13 protein-coding genes are annotated in these 14,285 nt (G+C 61.1%); 9 read left to right on the top strand and 4 right to left on the bottom strand.

What is annotated here, in order from left to right:
- Nucleotides 1-56: 56 nt before the first annotated feature.
- Nucleotides 57-923 carry a fumarylacetoacetate hydrolase family protein gene (locus HB676_RS26725; RefSeq protein ID WP_213741469.1) on the bottom strand — a complete coding sequence of 289 codons (867 nt, stop codon included), beginning with the start codon at nt 921-923 and terminating at the stop codon, nt 57-59.
- 365 nt (nt 924-1,288) lie between these two features.
- Between HB676_RS26725 and HB676_RS26730 the strand changes: the two genes are divergently transcribed.
- On the top strand, nt 1,289-1,711 hold the full coding sequence (locus HB676_RS26730; protein WP_213741470.1) for a hypothetical protein: 423 nt from the start codon (nt 1,289-1,291) through the stop codon (nt 1,709-1,711).
- On the opposite strand, the gene HB676_RS34290 is transcribed toward HB676_RS26730, so the two are convergent.
- Nucleotides 1,686-2,828: a polysaccharide deacetylase family protein gene (locus HB676_RS34290; RefSeq protein ID WP_213741471.1), complete on the bottom strand. Its 1,143-nt coding sequence runs from the start codon at nt 2,826-2,828 to the stop codon at nt 1,686-1,688. The genes HB676_RS26730 and HB676_RS34290 overlap by 26 nt on opposite strands.
- A 302-nt stretch (nt 2,829-3,130) precedes the next feature.
- Between HB676_RS34290 and HB676_RS26740 the strand changes: the two genes are divergently transcribed.
- On the top strand, nt 3,131-3,376 hold the full coding sequence (locus tag HB676_RS26740; RefSeq protein WP_213741472.1) for a helix-turn-helix domain-containing protein: 246 nt from the start codon (nt 3,131-3,133) through the stop codon (nt 3,374-3,376).
- Nucleotides 3,376-4,683, top strand: coding sequence for a type II toxin-antitoxin system HipA family toxin (locus HB676_RS26745; RefSeq protein ID WP_213741473.1), 1,308 nt, complete (start codon nt 3,376-3,378; stop codon nt 4,681-4,683). The genes HB676_RS26740 and HB676_RS26745 overlap by 1 nt, the downstream gene beginning before the upstream one ends.
- Before the next feature lie 31 nt (nt 4,684-4,714).
- Here HB676_RS26745 and HB676_RS26750 read toward each other — a convergent pair whose 3' ends face one another.
- Nucleotides 4,715-5,830, bottom strand: coding sequence for an acyltransferase (locus HB676_RS26750; protein ID WP_213741474.1), 1,116 nt, complete (start codon nt 5,828-5,830; stop codon nt 4,715-4,717).
- Nucleotides 5,831-6,104: 274 nt separating this feature from the next.
- Between HB676_RS26750 and HB676_RS26755 the strand changes: the two genes are divergently transcribed.
- The 6 genes from HB676_RS26755 (at nt 6,105) to HB676_RS26780 (ending at nt 11,779) form a co-directional block, all read left to right on the top strand.
- Nucleotides 6,105-6,299, top strand: a complete 195-nt coding sequence (locus HB676_RS26755) for a hypothetical protein (protein WP_213741475.1) — start codon at nt 6,105-6,107, stop codon at nt 6,297-6,299.
- Nucleotides 6,296-7,240, top strand: a complete 945-nt coding sequence (locus HB676_RS26760) for a DMT family transporter (RefSeq protein ID WP_213741476.1) — start codon at nt 6,296-6,298, stop codon at nt 7,238-7,240. Before HB676_RS26755 ends, HB676_RS26760 begins: the two co-directional genes overlap by 4 nt.
- A 67-nt stretch (nt 7,241-7,307) precedes the next feature.
- A complete protein-coding gene (locus HB676_RS26765) occupies nt 7,308-8,474 on the top strand; it encodes a transporter substrate-binding domain-containing protein (RefSeq protein WP_213741477.1) in 1,167 nt (388 codons plus the stop codon).
- A gap of 18 nt (nt 8,475-8,492) precedes the next feature.
- Complete coding sequence (locus tag HB676_RS26770) at nt 8,493-9,101, top strand: ANTAR domain-containing protein (protein ID WP_213741478.1); 609 nt, start codon at nt 8,493-8,495, stop codon at nt 9,099-9,101.
- Nucleotides 9,102-9,286: 185 nt separating this feature from the next.
- The gene (locus HB676_RS26775; protein ID WP_213741479.1) at nt 9,287-10,324 is read left to right on the top strand and encodes an aliphatic amidase; all 1,038 of its coding nucleotides are present in this window, start codon (nt 9,287-9,289) and stop codon (nt 10,322-10,324) included.
- Nucleotides 10,325-10,447: 123 nt separating this feature from the next.
- A complete protein-coding gene (locus HB676_RS26780; protein WP_213741480.1) occupies nt 10,448-11,779 on the top strand; it encodes a cytosine permease in 1,332 nt (443 codons plus the stop codon).
- 201 nt (nt 11,780-11,980) lie between these two features.
- Here the strand turns inward: HB676_RS26780 and HB676_RS26785 are convergent, their stop codons facing one another.
- The gene (locus HB676_RS26785; protein WP_346347431.1) at nt 11,981-14,263 is read right to left on the bottom strand and encodes a VWA domain-containing protein; all 2,283 of its coding nucleotides are present in this window, start codon (nt 14,261-14,263) and stop codon (nt 11,981-11,983) included.
- Between the last annotated feature and the right edge of the window lie 22 nt (nt 14,264-14,285).

Consider the following 14,285-nt stretch of genomic DNA (forward strand, 5'->3'; position numbering starts at 1 on the left):
TTCAGACCTCATCCTGAGGAGCCGCGAAGCGGCGTCTCGAAGGATGTGCCGCCCGCTCAACCCTCCGCGACGAACTTGTTCTCGATCGTGCCGAGACCCGAGATTTCAATCTTCACCACATCACCCGGCTTCAGGAATTTCGGCGGATTGAAACCGATGCCGACGCCGGCCGGCGTTCCCGTGGCGATGATGTCGCCGGGGACCAGCGCCATGCCCTCGGAGATGGTCGAAACCAGCGTGGGGATATCGAAAATGAGATCCTTGGTGTTGGCGTTCTGGCGCAGCTCGCCATTGACCCAGCATTTCACGTCGAGGTTTTCCGGATCGAGCTCGTCGCTGGTCGTGATCCACGGTCCCATCGGGCAGAAGGTATCGAGCGTCTTGCCGATGAACCACTGCTTGTGGTTCTTCTGGCGGTCGCGCGCGGTGACGTCGTTGACGATGGTGTAGCCGAAGATGTGGCTATAGGCGTCCTTCTTGGCGATGTTGCGGCCCGGCTTGCCGATGATGACGGCGAGCTCCGCCTCGTAATCGACGCTGGAGGTGATGTTGGCGTGAAGCTGCACATCATCATTCGGGCCGATCACGGTATTCGGGCCCTTGGAGAAAATCGCGGGATATTCGTCGATCGCCTGATCCTTCTTGGCGCCGGCCTCGAACCCGCTGTTGGAGAATTCGCGGGCGTGCTCGCCATAGTTCTTGCCGACGCAGAAGATGTTGCGGCGGGGTACCGGAATCGGCGCCGTCAGCTTGACGTCGCCCAGCGCCAGGTCCGGCGCGCTCGAGGATATCTTGCCGTCGGCATGCCGCGTCACGAGGTCGATCATGTCGGCCACGCCGCTGACGGGGCGCACCCGCCCGGTGGCGGTATCGACGATTCCGACGTTCAGGGCACCGTCGCGGTAGAATGATGCAAACTTCATCTTCGATTTCCATTTGGGTTTGATTGTCCCGGACCCAATAACAGAAGCCCCCGTGGGATCAACCGCGCCCCGATCAGAAATGCGCGAAAAACGGCTCAAAGATTGGCCGGCTCGTCGTGCCCCGGGTACCGCTGCGTGCAAATTGGCGAGCACGCCCACCAAGCCGCCCTCGTAACCGGACCGCCTATGTGCTGTTCGTGGTCGTGATCGGCGGGGTCCGCACCATCGAGGGGCCTGAATTTGTCGGGTGCGCCCTATGCAACCCAATCGCGCTGCCATAGTTGAACCATGTCCCCATGGAAGGGAGTAGACACTTAAGCGTTGTCGGTTCCCGCCGGCATGTCAGCACAAGCCGGAAAAGTGGAATGGGTTGCAATGTTGAGCGGGTGTTGGGCGAGATTGGCCAATCGCTGCGCCCGATGAGCGAAGCCCCGCGGGACGGGCGAGGCATCCTGGGCAAGGCTGCCTTAGACAAGGCTGCCTCAGACAAGACCGCCTCAGATAAGACCACCTCAGACAAGACCGCCGCAGGCCTCGTCATCTGCCACTGGGACGCGGAGCCCTTGATCCTTGCCGGGCCAAGCTGGGTGGAGACCCACGATGCGGAGCGTGGCTATCTCGACAGATATTTTTCCGGCTGGGTCGATCCGGCAAAGTTGAAGCTGTGGGACTATGCCGCGCTGGCCGATCTGCTGATCGCCTATATCGAGGACGCGCAGGCGTCCGGCGATACCAAAGCGCTCAGGCTTCTGGATCGCCGCATCATGGGCCGCGATGCGACCAATTGATCCCGTGGCAATCGGCCCAGGTCACGCCGTCCTGCGCCAGCCATGCGACCAGACGCGGCACCACCTTTTGCGCGCGCGGGAAATAATCATGGAACAGAACAATGCCGCGGCGCCACAGCAGCATCAGCGACATCGTGCGCTGCTCGACCTCGGCGATCTTCAGGCTGTCGTCCCAGTCATGTGAATCGATGTTCCACAGGATCAGCTTCACGCCCTGTGCCTTGAGATAAGTCCCGCTATCCGGGGGGCGCTGGCCATAGGGCGGACGAAATGCCGGCGCATAGGCCTCCGGCAGCGTGTCGTGGATCAGCTTCGAGCTCGACGCGATCGACTCCTTCCAGCGCGGCGACGTGGCATGGGATTCGTGCACCCAGCCGTGAGAGCCGACGCACATCCCTGAATAAAGCGTTTGCATCGCTTCGCTGGAAGAGTCGCGCAGCCGCGCCGCAAAGGGTTCGCCGATCGCAAAGAAGGCGGCGTTGATGTGGTTATCGCGCAGCGCGGCGAGGGTGCGGTCGGTATTGCCGGCCTCCAGCGCTTCATCGCCCGCCGGGCGCGTCGGGCCGTCGTCGAACGTCAGCAGGAATTCGCGGTCGGGCAAATCCCAGCCCGGCATCTCATTGTCGTTGAAGATTGCGATCTCGCTGTTGCGGTGGGGCATCACGGCGGCGAGCAGCAATAGTTCGTCCAGATAAGAGCGCTGAAACCGGGCGGCGTCCGCGAGCCAGGGCTGATAACGCGATGGAATCCGGGTACTGGAGAAGACAATGGCTTCGCGCCGCAGATATTCGGGATCGGGACTATCCGGGCAAAAGGGTTCTGCGGCGACGCAACTGCGCGATGCGATCGCATAATTGTCGGTCAGCAGTTTCCATAGTTTATGTCGAGTGCGCTCGATCGAGGGCATATCGACGGCATCAGTCGTCAATCGCGCGTTCAACGCGGCTTCGGTTAAGGCGTCGCTTTCGGCGAGTTCATGCGCAAAGGCGAGGATTTCAGCGCGCGAGGCGCGGTCGAATGCGGCGGGCGAGGCGACGGGATCAGGCCACAACGCGCGGTGGGGAATGATCGCCTCGGTCGCATCGGCAGCGATCGATGTTGCAGCCGCGAGAGCCACCAAGATGGCCGTCAGTGCGATCTTTCGAGCGCAGATGAATATCACATCGATCCTTGCGGCCTTGAACCGCTTCGCTGCGATCCATCGAAGGCGAGGCAACAGCATACATCGGAGGAGACCCTGTGCAATTCCCGCGCAGATCACACCGGCCCGCGGCCAATTTCCGCCAGATAAACGGCTATCCGCGATCGCGTATAATCCTACTTTAATCAGCTTTGCGTATATTTTTGTCTTATACGCGATCGCGGATATTGCTGTTTTATACGTACTTGCGTATATTTCGAGATGGGAGGCTTTTACAAATGGAACAGCAAATAGCCCGTAATGAAAAACAGCTAGGCGCCATCCTGCGGCGGGCACGAAAAAAAGCAGGATTAACGCAGTCTGCCCTCGGAAGGTTAAGGCAAGGAACAGTATCGAGGCTGGAGGCCGGCGAGCCGGCCGTCCAGCTTCGCACGGTCATGGAAGCGCTCACGGCTCTAAACCTTGAACTGATCGTACGTCCTCGCAGCACGGCAAGCGCGGCTGATATCGAAAGCATCTTTTGATGGCCCGGCGGCCGACCCACATTCCTCTAAACGTATTTCTCAACGGTCGCCTCGTTGGAGTTTTCCGGCGAGAGGCGAACGGCGCCATCGATTTTTGCTATGATCAGGAATGGCTCAGTTGGGGGCCGACCTTCCCGATTTCTCTATCCTTGCCCCTTCGCGAAGACCGTTATGTCGGGTCGCCGGTTATCAACGTTTTCGACAATCTGTTGCCGGATAGCGATGACATACGCAAACGTGTTGCGGAGCGTGTCGGTGCGGCAGGAACAGATGCATATAGCATGCTCTCGGCACTGGGCCATGACTGCGTGGGCGCGTTACAGTTCTTGCCGGATGGCATCGACCCGGGGCCTGCAGGTGGCATTCAAGGCAAGCCGATAGACGATATCGAAATTACCAGGCTGCTTCAAAATCTCGCCTCAGCTCCGCTCGGCATGGATGGTGATGAAGATTTTCGAATTTCAATTGCGGGTGCACAAGAGAAAACGGCACTCTTGAGACGTGACAACAAATGGTACAAGCCGGTTGGGACGACCGCGACCACGCACATATTCAAGCCACAAATCGGACGTTTGCCAAACGGTATCGATTTATCTAACAGCGTGGAAAATGAATATTTGTGCCTGAAGCTTCTTTCAGCACTTGGCGTGCCGACGGCGAATGCGGGAATCGATGATTTTGGTTCGCTAAGGACTCTCATCGTAGAGCGGTTCGATCGGCGTTGGACGAGCGATGGACGGTTACTCCGCCTTCCGCAGGAGGATTGTCTGCAGGCTCTCTCGATTCCGCCGACCAGGAAATATCAATCTGACGGCGGTCCTGGCGTGAACGAGATTTTCAGATTGTTGAAGGGGAGCGACATTCCCGATGACAATCTGGCAACATTCATGCGCGCCAATATCATCTTCTGGCTGATCGGCGCGACCGATGGCCACGCAAAAAATTTCAGCATTTTCCTGGGGCCGGGCGGACGCTTCCGCATGACGCCACTTTATGACGTGCTAAGTGCACAACCGAGCCTTGATGCCCATCAGATCCAGCGTAAAAAATTCAAACTGGCAATGTCAGTCGGGAAAAGCCGCCACTATGAAGTCGCCGAAATCATGCCGAGGCATTTTCTTCAAACGGCAGAAGCTGCTGGTATCGAATCCGGCCTGGTCACGACAATCTTCGATGATTTGATCAAGAATGCCGTGCGCGCGAGCGAAATGGTCGTGAAAAACCTTCCCGCAAGATTTCCTCAGGCCGTGTCAGATTCAATCCTGACGGCTTTGGCGCATCGGATTGAACTGATCAAGGCGGGTTAGCCGGCCGGAATTCCTCCCGCGCGCACGCCGGTCAGGTTGCCGGCGCGGCTTTAGCCTTGGCCTTATCTTTGGTCTTGGGGCTGAGCCACCGGATCACGAATTCGCGGCCCGGAATCTCGATGAAGCGCCAGCTCAGATATGACAACAGCCAGATCGCGGCCAGGGCGACCAGCATGCAGCACACATAGGCCGTCAGATTGTTTCCGACATGCCGCGTCGTGCGCTCCGTGAAAGTCAGGAAAAACGGATGGATCAGATAGATCGAATAGGAGATCACGCCGAGGTGGTAGACCAGGCGATTGCCGAACAATAGCTGCGCCATGCGGCCATCGCGCGACAGGATCGCGATGAACGGAATGAACAGCACGTAAATCGGCAGATCGTCCTTGGTAAAGATCGCGACCGCCAGCATCGCGGCGAGGATCGCGATCACGAGGATGTCCTGGGCGGTGGCGGACAGCCGGTCCAGATGATGCGCGAAACGGAATGTCGCCAATCCCAGCGTAAAGCCGAAAAGCGCGCGCAGCAGCGGCAGGAATGAACTGTCCGAGACCACATCGAGTGGCCCGGCGGAGCCCTGGCCACTGATGCTGATCCCGTAAATCCCGATTAAGGACAGCGCCGCGCTGGCAAGGCACCAGCCGATGGTTTTATGCAGCGTGTATTTCATCAGCACGGGCGAGGCGACATAGGAGCCGAGTTCGGCGCTCGAGGCCCAGGACACGCCAATCAGCGGATAGATATGAAGCCCCCAGCCGACCAGCATCAGGATGTTGCCGATCCAATCGAAGGTGTGGAAGCGGGCGAAGGTCTCTTCGCCGGTCAGGCCGGCTGCGATCTTCAGCGCGTAACAACCCGCGATCACGATGTACGCCGGATAGAGGCGCGCGAAGCGCTTGAGCATGAAGCTTTTGTAGTTGGTCCCGAACTCGTTCCAGTTTTCCGAAGCAAATGCTTCCTTGTAGACATAGCCGATCACGAACCCGCTCAGCATGAAGAACATGTCGACCACGAGATAGCCGTGCGCCACGTTCCAGACGCCCGTATTGCCGGTGAGATCGAGACGGAATTTTCCGTAATGATAGACCACGATGATCACGGCCGCGACGCCCCGCACCCCCGTCAACGCTCTGATATCGGCCGCCATGATGTTTCCCCAAGCTCTCGCGCAGCAAACCCAGCGCAGTTTGTGCCAGCAGCGCTGAATCCCGGAATGATTATCCGAAATACCCCCCGTTCGTCATGCTCAACTAGCAAGCAGGCCCGGGTATTTTGCCATGCTTGTCGGTGTTTTGCGATATTTCCGCGGCGGAGCGACGAATCGGCGGGTTTGCCGGAGGCAGCCCGCACGCCGTCTTGACAGCAGTGCGCGCTCATTATTGATTAATTCGTTGATAATGGGTGGGGGTTTAGGCGTGGTGATGGGCGCTGATCTTGCTGGCGCCGGTGTTCGTGATCTGGATGGGGACGGGCCCCAGCCCAAGGTCGTGATGACGCTGATGCTCTCGATTTTTTCGATCGTGATCGACATGGCGCGGGGTTTGCGCCCGCCCGGTCCTGACATGCCGCATCTGGCGCAACGCGCGCGCCACGAACGATCCTCCGGGCGCGTATGAAGACTGACCAGACGTCGCGAGGCACGCTGGCGCTGATCGCCACCGCGGCGCTGTGGGGCAGCAATCACGTTGCGGGAAGATCCGTGCGCGAAATGGTCCCGCTGCCGGCGCTGGTGTTCTGGCGCTGGGTGCCCGCCGCCATCATTCTCACCATCATTGTCTGGCCCGCGCTGCGGCAGGGTTGGCCGGCGATCCGCGCTCAGCTCGGCGGGTTGATCGTGGGCGGGGTGATCGGCGTCGGGCTGTTTTCCTATTGCCTGCTCGGCGGGGCCTATCAAAGCCTCGCGATCGAAGTCGGCTTCATCAATGCGACCACGCCGGTCTGGGTGCTCGTGCTCGGACGCTGGATGGGCGCGGCGCCGCTCTCGGCGATGACGAAATGGGGCGTCGCGCTGGCCTTTGCCGGCACAGTTCTGATCATCACCAAGGGCAGGCTCGAGACACTCACCCAGTTTCAGCTCAGCCTCGGCAATCTGTGGTCGCTGATCGCGGCGATCGCCTTTGCGTGGTTCTCGATCCGCATCCGCGACTGGAGCCGCACCATCGCCTCGCTGCCGCTGATGGTGGTGACGGGATGGGCGGGGCTGCTCATCGTGATGACGCCCGCTTATCTAATTTCGGTCGCTTTGGGCGAACCGTGGTTCGTGTGGAACAACGCCAACCTGGGCTTCGCGCTCGCCGCGGTCGGTTACATGGGAATTCTGCCGACCATGCTCGGCAATCTCTTCTATCTCTACGGTGTCGCCGTGGTCGGCGCCGCGCGCGCGGCGGCGTTTCTCTATCTCAGCCCGTTATTCTCGGCAGGGCTTTCGATCCTGTGGCTCGGCGAGCAACTGGCCTGGTATCATCTCGCCGGCATCGCGGCGATCTTCGCGGGGCTGTTGATTTCAGGAAAATCCGGTCCAGCGCGGCTGCGCCCGGAGCCGGTGCAGGAGATTTGAGTTTCGTGCGATCTGACGTAAGCTCATTCACTTAATCTTCCAGCGTGAAATGGTTTGCGTCAGGCTCATGAGTTCCAGCGAAAAGACCGAGGCTCCGTGGCGTGTGGGAGTGCTGTTCTCCCAGACCGGCGTGACTTCCGCCGTCGAACAATCCCAATTGAATGCGACGCTGCTCGCGATCGAGGAAATCAACGCCGCCGGCGGTGTGCTCGGCCGCATGATTGAGCCGGTGATCTACGATCCGGCGTCCGACCCCAAGCAATTCCGCAGCCTCGCCGAGCGCCTGTTTCAGACCGATCACATCAGGCTGTTGTTCGGCTGCTACATGTCGAGCACGCGCAAGGCGGTGCTGCCGGTGGTCGAAAGCCATCGCGGGCTGCTGTTTTATCCCACACTCTATGAAGGCTTCGAATATTCGCGCCACTGCATCTATACGGGAGCCGCGCCGAACCAGAATTCGCTGCAGCTCGCGCGCTATCTGCTGTCCACCTACGGCAACCGCTTCCTGCTGGTCGGATCGAACTACATTTACCCGTATGAATCCAATCGCCTGATGGCCGATTTCGTGATGCAGGGCCGCGGCGCGGTGCTGGACGAGATCTATGTGCCGCTTGAGGCGGGAGCCGGAGATTTCGAAAAGGTCATCGCCCGGATCAAGAAGACCTCGCCGGATGTGATCTTTTCAACAGTAGTCGGCCGCAGCACCTCGGTGCTCTATGAAGCCTATCGTAGCGCCGGCTTCGATCCTGCAAAAATGCCGATCGCGAGCCTGACCACCAGCGAAGCCGAAGTCGCGCAGATGAGCCGCGAGGCCGCGGAAGGCCACATCACTGCGGCGCCGTTTTTCGAGACGTCGCCCTCGAAGGCCGCCCGCCGCTTCGTCGAAAGCTTCAAGGCCAAATACGGCCCGGACGCGCCGGTGCCGGCCGCGGCGGAGGCGGCTTATTTTCAGGTGCATCTGGCGATGCGTGCGCTGGCGCGGTGCGGATCGGACGATCCGGAAAACGTGCTCAGGGAATTGCGCGATTCCGAATTCGACGCGCCGCAGGGTCGGGTGCGGATCGATCTGGAAAATAACCACACTTATTTGTGGCCGCGCATCGCGCGCCTCGACAAGTCTGGCCGGTTCCAGACGGTCTGGAATCCCGGTGTGCGGATCAAGCCGGACCCGTATTGCGTGGTCCAAAGTCTCGACGACTGGTCGGTCGACGATCTCGATACAGTCAGCCACTGAGGGGGCGCGGGAGCAGCGGTGGCAATCCAAATCCTTCGCGATCTTCGGGGCCTTCGCGTGCTGGTGGTGCATCCGCCGGACAGCGAGCGCGTGCGGCTCGTCGAACATCTCAGGCGGATCGGCTGCATGGCGGAAACGCAGTGGCCGGTGCCGGAAACCTGGACCGGCGGTTGCGACGTGATGCTGCTGGCGGTCGAGCATGATGTGCGCAGCGATATCCAGCGTCTCTTGAAATCGGCCGACGGCCCGCGGCCCACACTCATTGCCATTGTCGGCTATGAAGACCCCTCCACATTGCAACTGGTATTGGAAGCCGGTGCGGTCGCGGTGATCGAACGGCCGATCCGTCCGTTCGGTCTGCTTACCAATTTGACGATCGCGCGCAGCATCTGGCTGGAGAAGCGCGAGACCGAAAAGCGCATCCGCAAGCTGGAGCGCAAACTCTCCGGGCTGCAGCGCATCCAGAAAGCGAAATCGATCCTGATGGACGGTCAGGGATTGAGCGAAGCCGACGCCTACGAAAGCATTCGCCGCCAGGCGATGGCGAAGCGGTTGTCGATGGACGACATGGCCGCTGCGATCATCCACGCAAATGAACTCTTGCAGTACCGCGCAAAAGATGTTTAGTTTTTAAATCGGCCATTTAGGACAATGATGTTCTGGTCGTAAAAATTCGCCCGACCACCAGTGACGTTGGTCAGGCTTGGCTAGGTTAGCCCGAAAGATCCGTGAGGATCTGTCGGGCTTTTTTGTTTTTGGGCCTCTGTTTTTGGGTCTGTGTTTTTGAACCTCGGCTTCGCAAGGAGAGCAACATGCATCACGGCGACATTTCATCGAGCAATGACACGGTCGGCGTTGCCGTCGTGAATTACAAGATGCCGCGGCTTCACACCAAGGCCGAGGTGCTGGCCAACTGCCACAAGATCGCGGACATGCTGGTCGGCATGAAGAAGGGTCTTCCCGGAATGGATCTGGTGATCTTCCCGGAATATTCGACCCACGGCATCATGTACGACTCCAAGGAGATGTACGACACGGCGTCGAGCGTGCCGGGCGAAGAGACCGAGATTTTCGCCGAGGCCTGCCGCAAGGCCAAGGTGTGGGGCGTGTTCTCGCTGACTGGCGAGCGCCATGAGGAGCATCCGAACAAAGCGCCGTACAACACGCTGATCCTGATGAACGACAAGGGTGAGGTGGTCCAGAAATATCGCAAGATCATGCCATGGGTGCCGATCGAAGGCTGGTATCCCGGCAACTGCACGTACGTCTCCGAAGGCCCGAAGGGCATGAAGATGTCGCTGATCATCTGCGACGACGGCAATTACCCGGAAATCTGGCGCGACTGCGCGATGAAGGGGGCCGAACTGATTATTCGCTGCCAGGGCTACATGTATCCCGCCAAGGATCAGCAGGTGCTGATGGCAAAGGCGATGGCCTGGGCCAACAACGTCTATGTCGCGGTCGCCAATGCCTCGGGCTTCGACGGCGTCTATTCTTATTTCGGCCATTCCGCGATCATCGGTTTCGACGGTCGCACGCTCGGCGAATGCGGCGAGGAGGATTACGGCATCCAATACGCGGCCATCTCCAAGTCCCTGATCCGCGATGCGCGCCGCACCGGCCAATCGGAAAACCATCTCTTCAAGCTGGTGCATCGTGGTTACACCGGCATGATCAATTCCGGCGAGGGTGACCGCGGCGTCGCGGCCTGCCCGTATGATTTCTATTCGAAATGGATCGCCGATCCCGAAGGTACACGCGAGATGGTTGAATCCTTCACGCGTCCGACGGTGGGTGTCGAGGAATGTCCGATCGAAGGCATTCCCAACAAGGTCACCACTCACCGCTGATTGACTGACTGAGTTTCAACAACGGCCACGGCGCGCGGGCACCCCCTGCGCGCCGAACGGAGAACTGCGCGCCAAAACTGCTTGCCCTGCAATTTTAACTCAAACCATAGGCTGGAGGTCGACATGGATAAAAGTCTGAAAACCGCGACGCTTCAAGGCGAAGAACAGATCGAACATCTTCTTGGAGAAGAATACGAGCACGAGCCGGTTCCGGCAGGTGCGCGGCGCAGTGCCTTTTCGGTAACGATGGTCTGGCTCGGTTTCCCGATGATCATCACCGGCGCGATGACAGGATCGCTGCTGGTGCTGGGCATGGGCTTCAAGAGCGCGCTGGTCGCGATGATCGTCGGCAACATCATCATGTTCGCCTATGTCGGCGCGCTCGGGCTGCTCGGCACCAAGCGCGGCATGAACTTCGCGCTGATCGCCAGCATCGTGTTCGGCAAGAATGGCTACATGCTCGCCTCGGGACTGCTCTCGACATTGCTGCTCGGCTGGTACGCCGTGCAGACCGGCATTACCGGCGCGCTGGTCAGTTCGACCTTCGGGCTCAATTACGTCGCGATGACGGTGATCGCCGGGATTCTCTACATCGCGATCACCTTTGTCGGCGTCAAGGGATTGCACTGGATCGGCCTCGCCTCGGTGCCGCTGTTTGTCGTTCTCGGCATCTGGGTCGCCGCTGACGCCGCCTCGACGACGACGGCTTCCGCGATCTTCAACTATGCCGGCAACAATGGCGCGGCGACGATGTCGATGGGCGTCGGCCTGACTGTGGTGCTGGCGCTGTTCATCGATGCCGGCACCGTGACGGCCGATTTCAATCGCTGGGCGGCGACGCCGTCGGCTTCGCTGGTCTCGACCTTCAGCGCGTTCCCGTTCGCCAATTTGATCGCGATGCTGGTCGGCGGCGTGATGACGGCGGCGCTGGCGGTTCCCAACGCCAATCCGTTCGGCGCCGACAACATGTTCGGCTACATGAACGGCAAGCAGATGGCGTGGCTCAGCGTGCTGGCGTTCGTCTTTCTTTACGTCAACCTCGGTTCGGTCTGCGCGCATTGTCTTTACAATGCGGCGACCGGCTGGTCGCGTATTCTCGGCACCCGCATGCGCGTGATGGCCGTCATTCTCGGCGCCATCGGTATCGTGGTGGCCGCGGGCAACGTCTGGGCGTTCTTCATCCAGTGGCTGTCGCTGCTCGGCATTCTGGTGCCGCCGATCGGTGCGGTTATTCTGATCGATCAATATGTGCTGCGGCCCAACGCCAAGATCAGCGCCGACTGGCGCCCGCTGCCATTCATCGCCTGGGGCATCGGCTCGGTCTGTGCGTTCGTGGTTGAAAAGGGATTCCCGCAACTCTCGACGGCGTTGTCCGCCGCGATTGTCGCGGGGATTGCTTATTACGCGCTGGCGGTGGCCGGTGTGGCGAGCGAGAAGGCGGCGAGTACGGCGTGAGGCGCTCGGCCTGCTAAAGTTGGCAGGCCGACTTTCTGTGGGCGCTCCTGCTCGATGGTTCGAGACGCGCGGCGGTGCCGCGCTCCTCACCATGAGGGAGTTGAGATTTCGTTCAGAAGAATTTAGGTCTCATCCCCCAAGACCTCATCCTGAGGAGCGCGCTCTTGCGCGCGTCTCGAAGGATGAAGCGGTGGAATGGACCTACCTCCGCGCCAGCCGGAAATAAACCTCCGACAACCTCGCCGGCAGATCCTCTACCCGCGGCACCAGCATGGTATTGCCGCGCCCGAAAATGCGCACCGCCGAATTCATCGCGCCCGATCCCAGCACCACGCCGAAGCCGTCGATGCCGCGGGCACGCAATCCGACCGCGGCGCGGCGGGCGTCTTCGACGAGATCAAGGGGATCGGCGACGTCGATGTCGGATGGTTCGCCGTCGGTCAGTACGATCACGAGTTTGCGGAAACTTCTGGCGTGGCCGATCACTTCGCCGGCGTGGCGCAAGGCTGTACCGAGCCGTGTCGACAGGCCCGACGACAGTGCAGCCAGCCGCCCGATACAGGCGCGGTCATAAGGTTCGTCGAAACGCTTCACAGTGGTCATCTCGACATCGTCGCGGCCATTGGAAGCAAAGGCGAGCAGGCCGAAGGGGTCGCCGAGCGCGCTCATGGCTTCGGCGAGCACCGCGACCGCGAGGCGTTCGACATCGAGCACGGTGGCGCCCGAGGCGAGGCGATCACGCGTGGATTCGGAGATGTCGAGCAGCAGCAGCACTGCGAGGTCGCGATGCTTCGAGGTCGTGGTTCTAAACACCCGCGGATCCGGCTCGAGTCGCATGCGCAGCGCAATGCCGGCATCGAGCATGGCGTCGACATCGAGATCATGGCCGTCAAGCTGGCGTTTCAGGCGGATGGCGCGGCCGACGCGCACGCCACGCACCAATTGCCGGATGCGGTTGCGCAGGACATCGGCCTGGTCGAGCGCGGCTTCGACCGACCGGGGATCGCCCGGCAGAGCGGCGACCTCGCGCACCGTGGTCCAGTCCGGCCGCTCGATGTTATGGCCGCGATCCCATTCCGGATATTTCGCGATCACCATGCCACGCTGGTCCGGCGCGACGGGGCGGGCGCGGCCGACCTGGCTGTCGTCTTCGGCTGGATCGGGATTGCGCGCATTTTCGTCCGGCTCGTCGCGCGGTTCAGGGCGCGCGGCATCGACGGAGACATCGAGCGCTTCGCCCGAGGAGGGCGCGTTCGCGCCAAAATCCCACAGGCCGAGGCCGTCGTCGCGGTATACAGGTTCGACCACATAGGTCTTGGCATTGAACTGCACGCGCATCTGGCCGAGATCGTTGCCCAGCAGCATGCCGATCTCGCGGCTGATCGCGGGGTCTTCGAGCCGCGCGAGGCGTGCCTCGAACATCGCGCGGCCTTTGGCGACAAAACCGTCATGGTCCTCGTAGGCCGGATCGAACAAGGCCCGCGACAGACGCGCCAGCAGCATCGGTGCGGTCGCGACGCTGGAGGGAACTGCAACGTGGTAGGGCGACCAGTGTCTGCGCAATCCGGGCAGCGCGCGCATCGCCAGCATCTCGACGCGAGCATCCTCGATCAGCGTGACCAGCGCGGTCTGCAGCGGCTTTAATTGACCGACGGGGAATCGTGGGCCGCCGTACACCAGATGCGCTTGCGCATGCGCCGCTGCGGCCCGATACAGCGCAAAGGCCGCGTCGCCCTGCACGCCGCGATAGATATCGGGCATGCGTATCAGTGGCCCCGCAATTCCCGCGCGGCGTTGCGGGCTCTGGCTGCCGCCGGCCGAAAAACTTCGCAGCAGCGGCGCGCGTCCCCATAAGGCCGTGATGAACGCCTTGGTCTGGCGTTCGGTCTCGGCAAATCCGATGCCGGCCACCGCGCGCTCGACCAGCCGCCGCGCCAGCTCGTCCTGCAGCGTGAAGAAGGACAGCCGCTTGCGCTTGTCACCGGCCGCCAGTTTCAAACCGGCGGCGATAAAACTTTCAAAAGCATCGATGCTGCCCGCCGCCAGGATTTCGCTCATCCGCAGCGCCGCGGCCTCGACCGATTCCGGCGCGCGTTGCGCCAGATCGTCCATGCTGCGCCACCACCGCGCCAGATCTGCGCGGCCGCGGAGAAGCCGCCGCGCGGCCGCGGCCGAGACGATGGTCGCAGCGGTGGCCTGCGCACCAGCATGACGGCATATATTGGCTGACGTGTAGGCCGCCGCGATCAGCGGCGCGATGCCTTCCTCAATCGGCTGGTTTCGGCTGATCTCCCAGAACGCCACCAGGCACGATGGCCCGGCATTGACATCGGCCAGCGCCAGCACGCCATCAGCCCAGCCTTCGAGTTCATCGGCCTCGAAACGCCCGGCGAGATTGTCCCAGCTCGAACGAAACAGCGGCCGCAACGCGTCGCGCTGGCGCATCAATTCGTGCAGCCGGCGCACAGAAGGTTGCGCTGGCACCAACCGCAGCGTTGCTGGGCGC

This window comes from Bradyrhizobium sp. dw_411, assembly GCF_018449695.1.
Taxonomy (GTDB): Bacteria; Pseudomonadota; Alphaproteobacteria; order Rhizobiales; family Xanthobacteraceae; genus Bradyrhizobium.

Bases quoted from the DNA above. Each gene is read 5' to 3' on its own strand.
- HB676_RS26725 (WP_213741469.1), bottom strand. From the start codon at position 923: ATGAAGTTTGCATCATTCTACCGCGACGGTGCCCTGAACGTCGGAATC.
- HB676_RS26730 (WP_213741470.1), top strand. From the start codon at position 1,289: ATGGGTTGCAATGTTGAGCGGGTGTTGGGCGAGATTGGCCAATCGCTG.
- HB676_RS26740 (WP_213741472.1), top strand. From the start codon at position 3,131: ATGGAACAGCAAATAGCCCGTAATGAAAAACAGCTAGGCGCCATCCTG.
- HB676_RS26745 (WP_213741473.1), top strand. From the start codon at position 3,376: ATGGCCCGGCGGCCGACCCACATTCCTCTAAACGTATTTCTCAACGGT.
- HB676_RS26750 (WP_213741474.1), bottom strand. From the start codon at position 5,830: ATGGCGGCCGATATCAGAGCGTTGACGGGGGTGCGGGGCGTCGCGGCC.
- HB676_RS26755 (WP_213741475.1), top strand. From the start codon at position 6,105: ATGGGCGCTGATCTTGCTGGCGCCGGTGTTCGTGATCTGGATGGGGAC.
- HB676_RS26760 (WP_213741476.1), top strand. From the start codon at position 6,296: ATGAAGACTGACCAGACGTCGCGAGGCACGCTGGCGCTGATCGCCACC.
- HB676_RS26765 (WP_213741477.1), top strand. From the start codon at position 7,308: ATGAGTTCCAGCGAAAAGACCGAGGCTCCGTGGCGTGTGGGAGTGCTG.
- HB676_RS26775 (WP_213741479.1), top strand. From the start codon at position 9,287: ATGCATCACGGCGACATTTCATCGAGCAATGACACGGTCGGCGTTGCC.
- HB676_RS26780 (WP_213741480.1), top strand. From the start codon at position 10,448: ATGGATAAAAGTCTGAAAACCGCGACGCTTCAAGGCGAAGAACAGATC.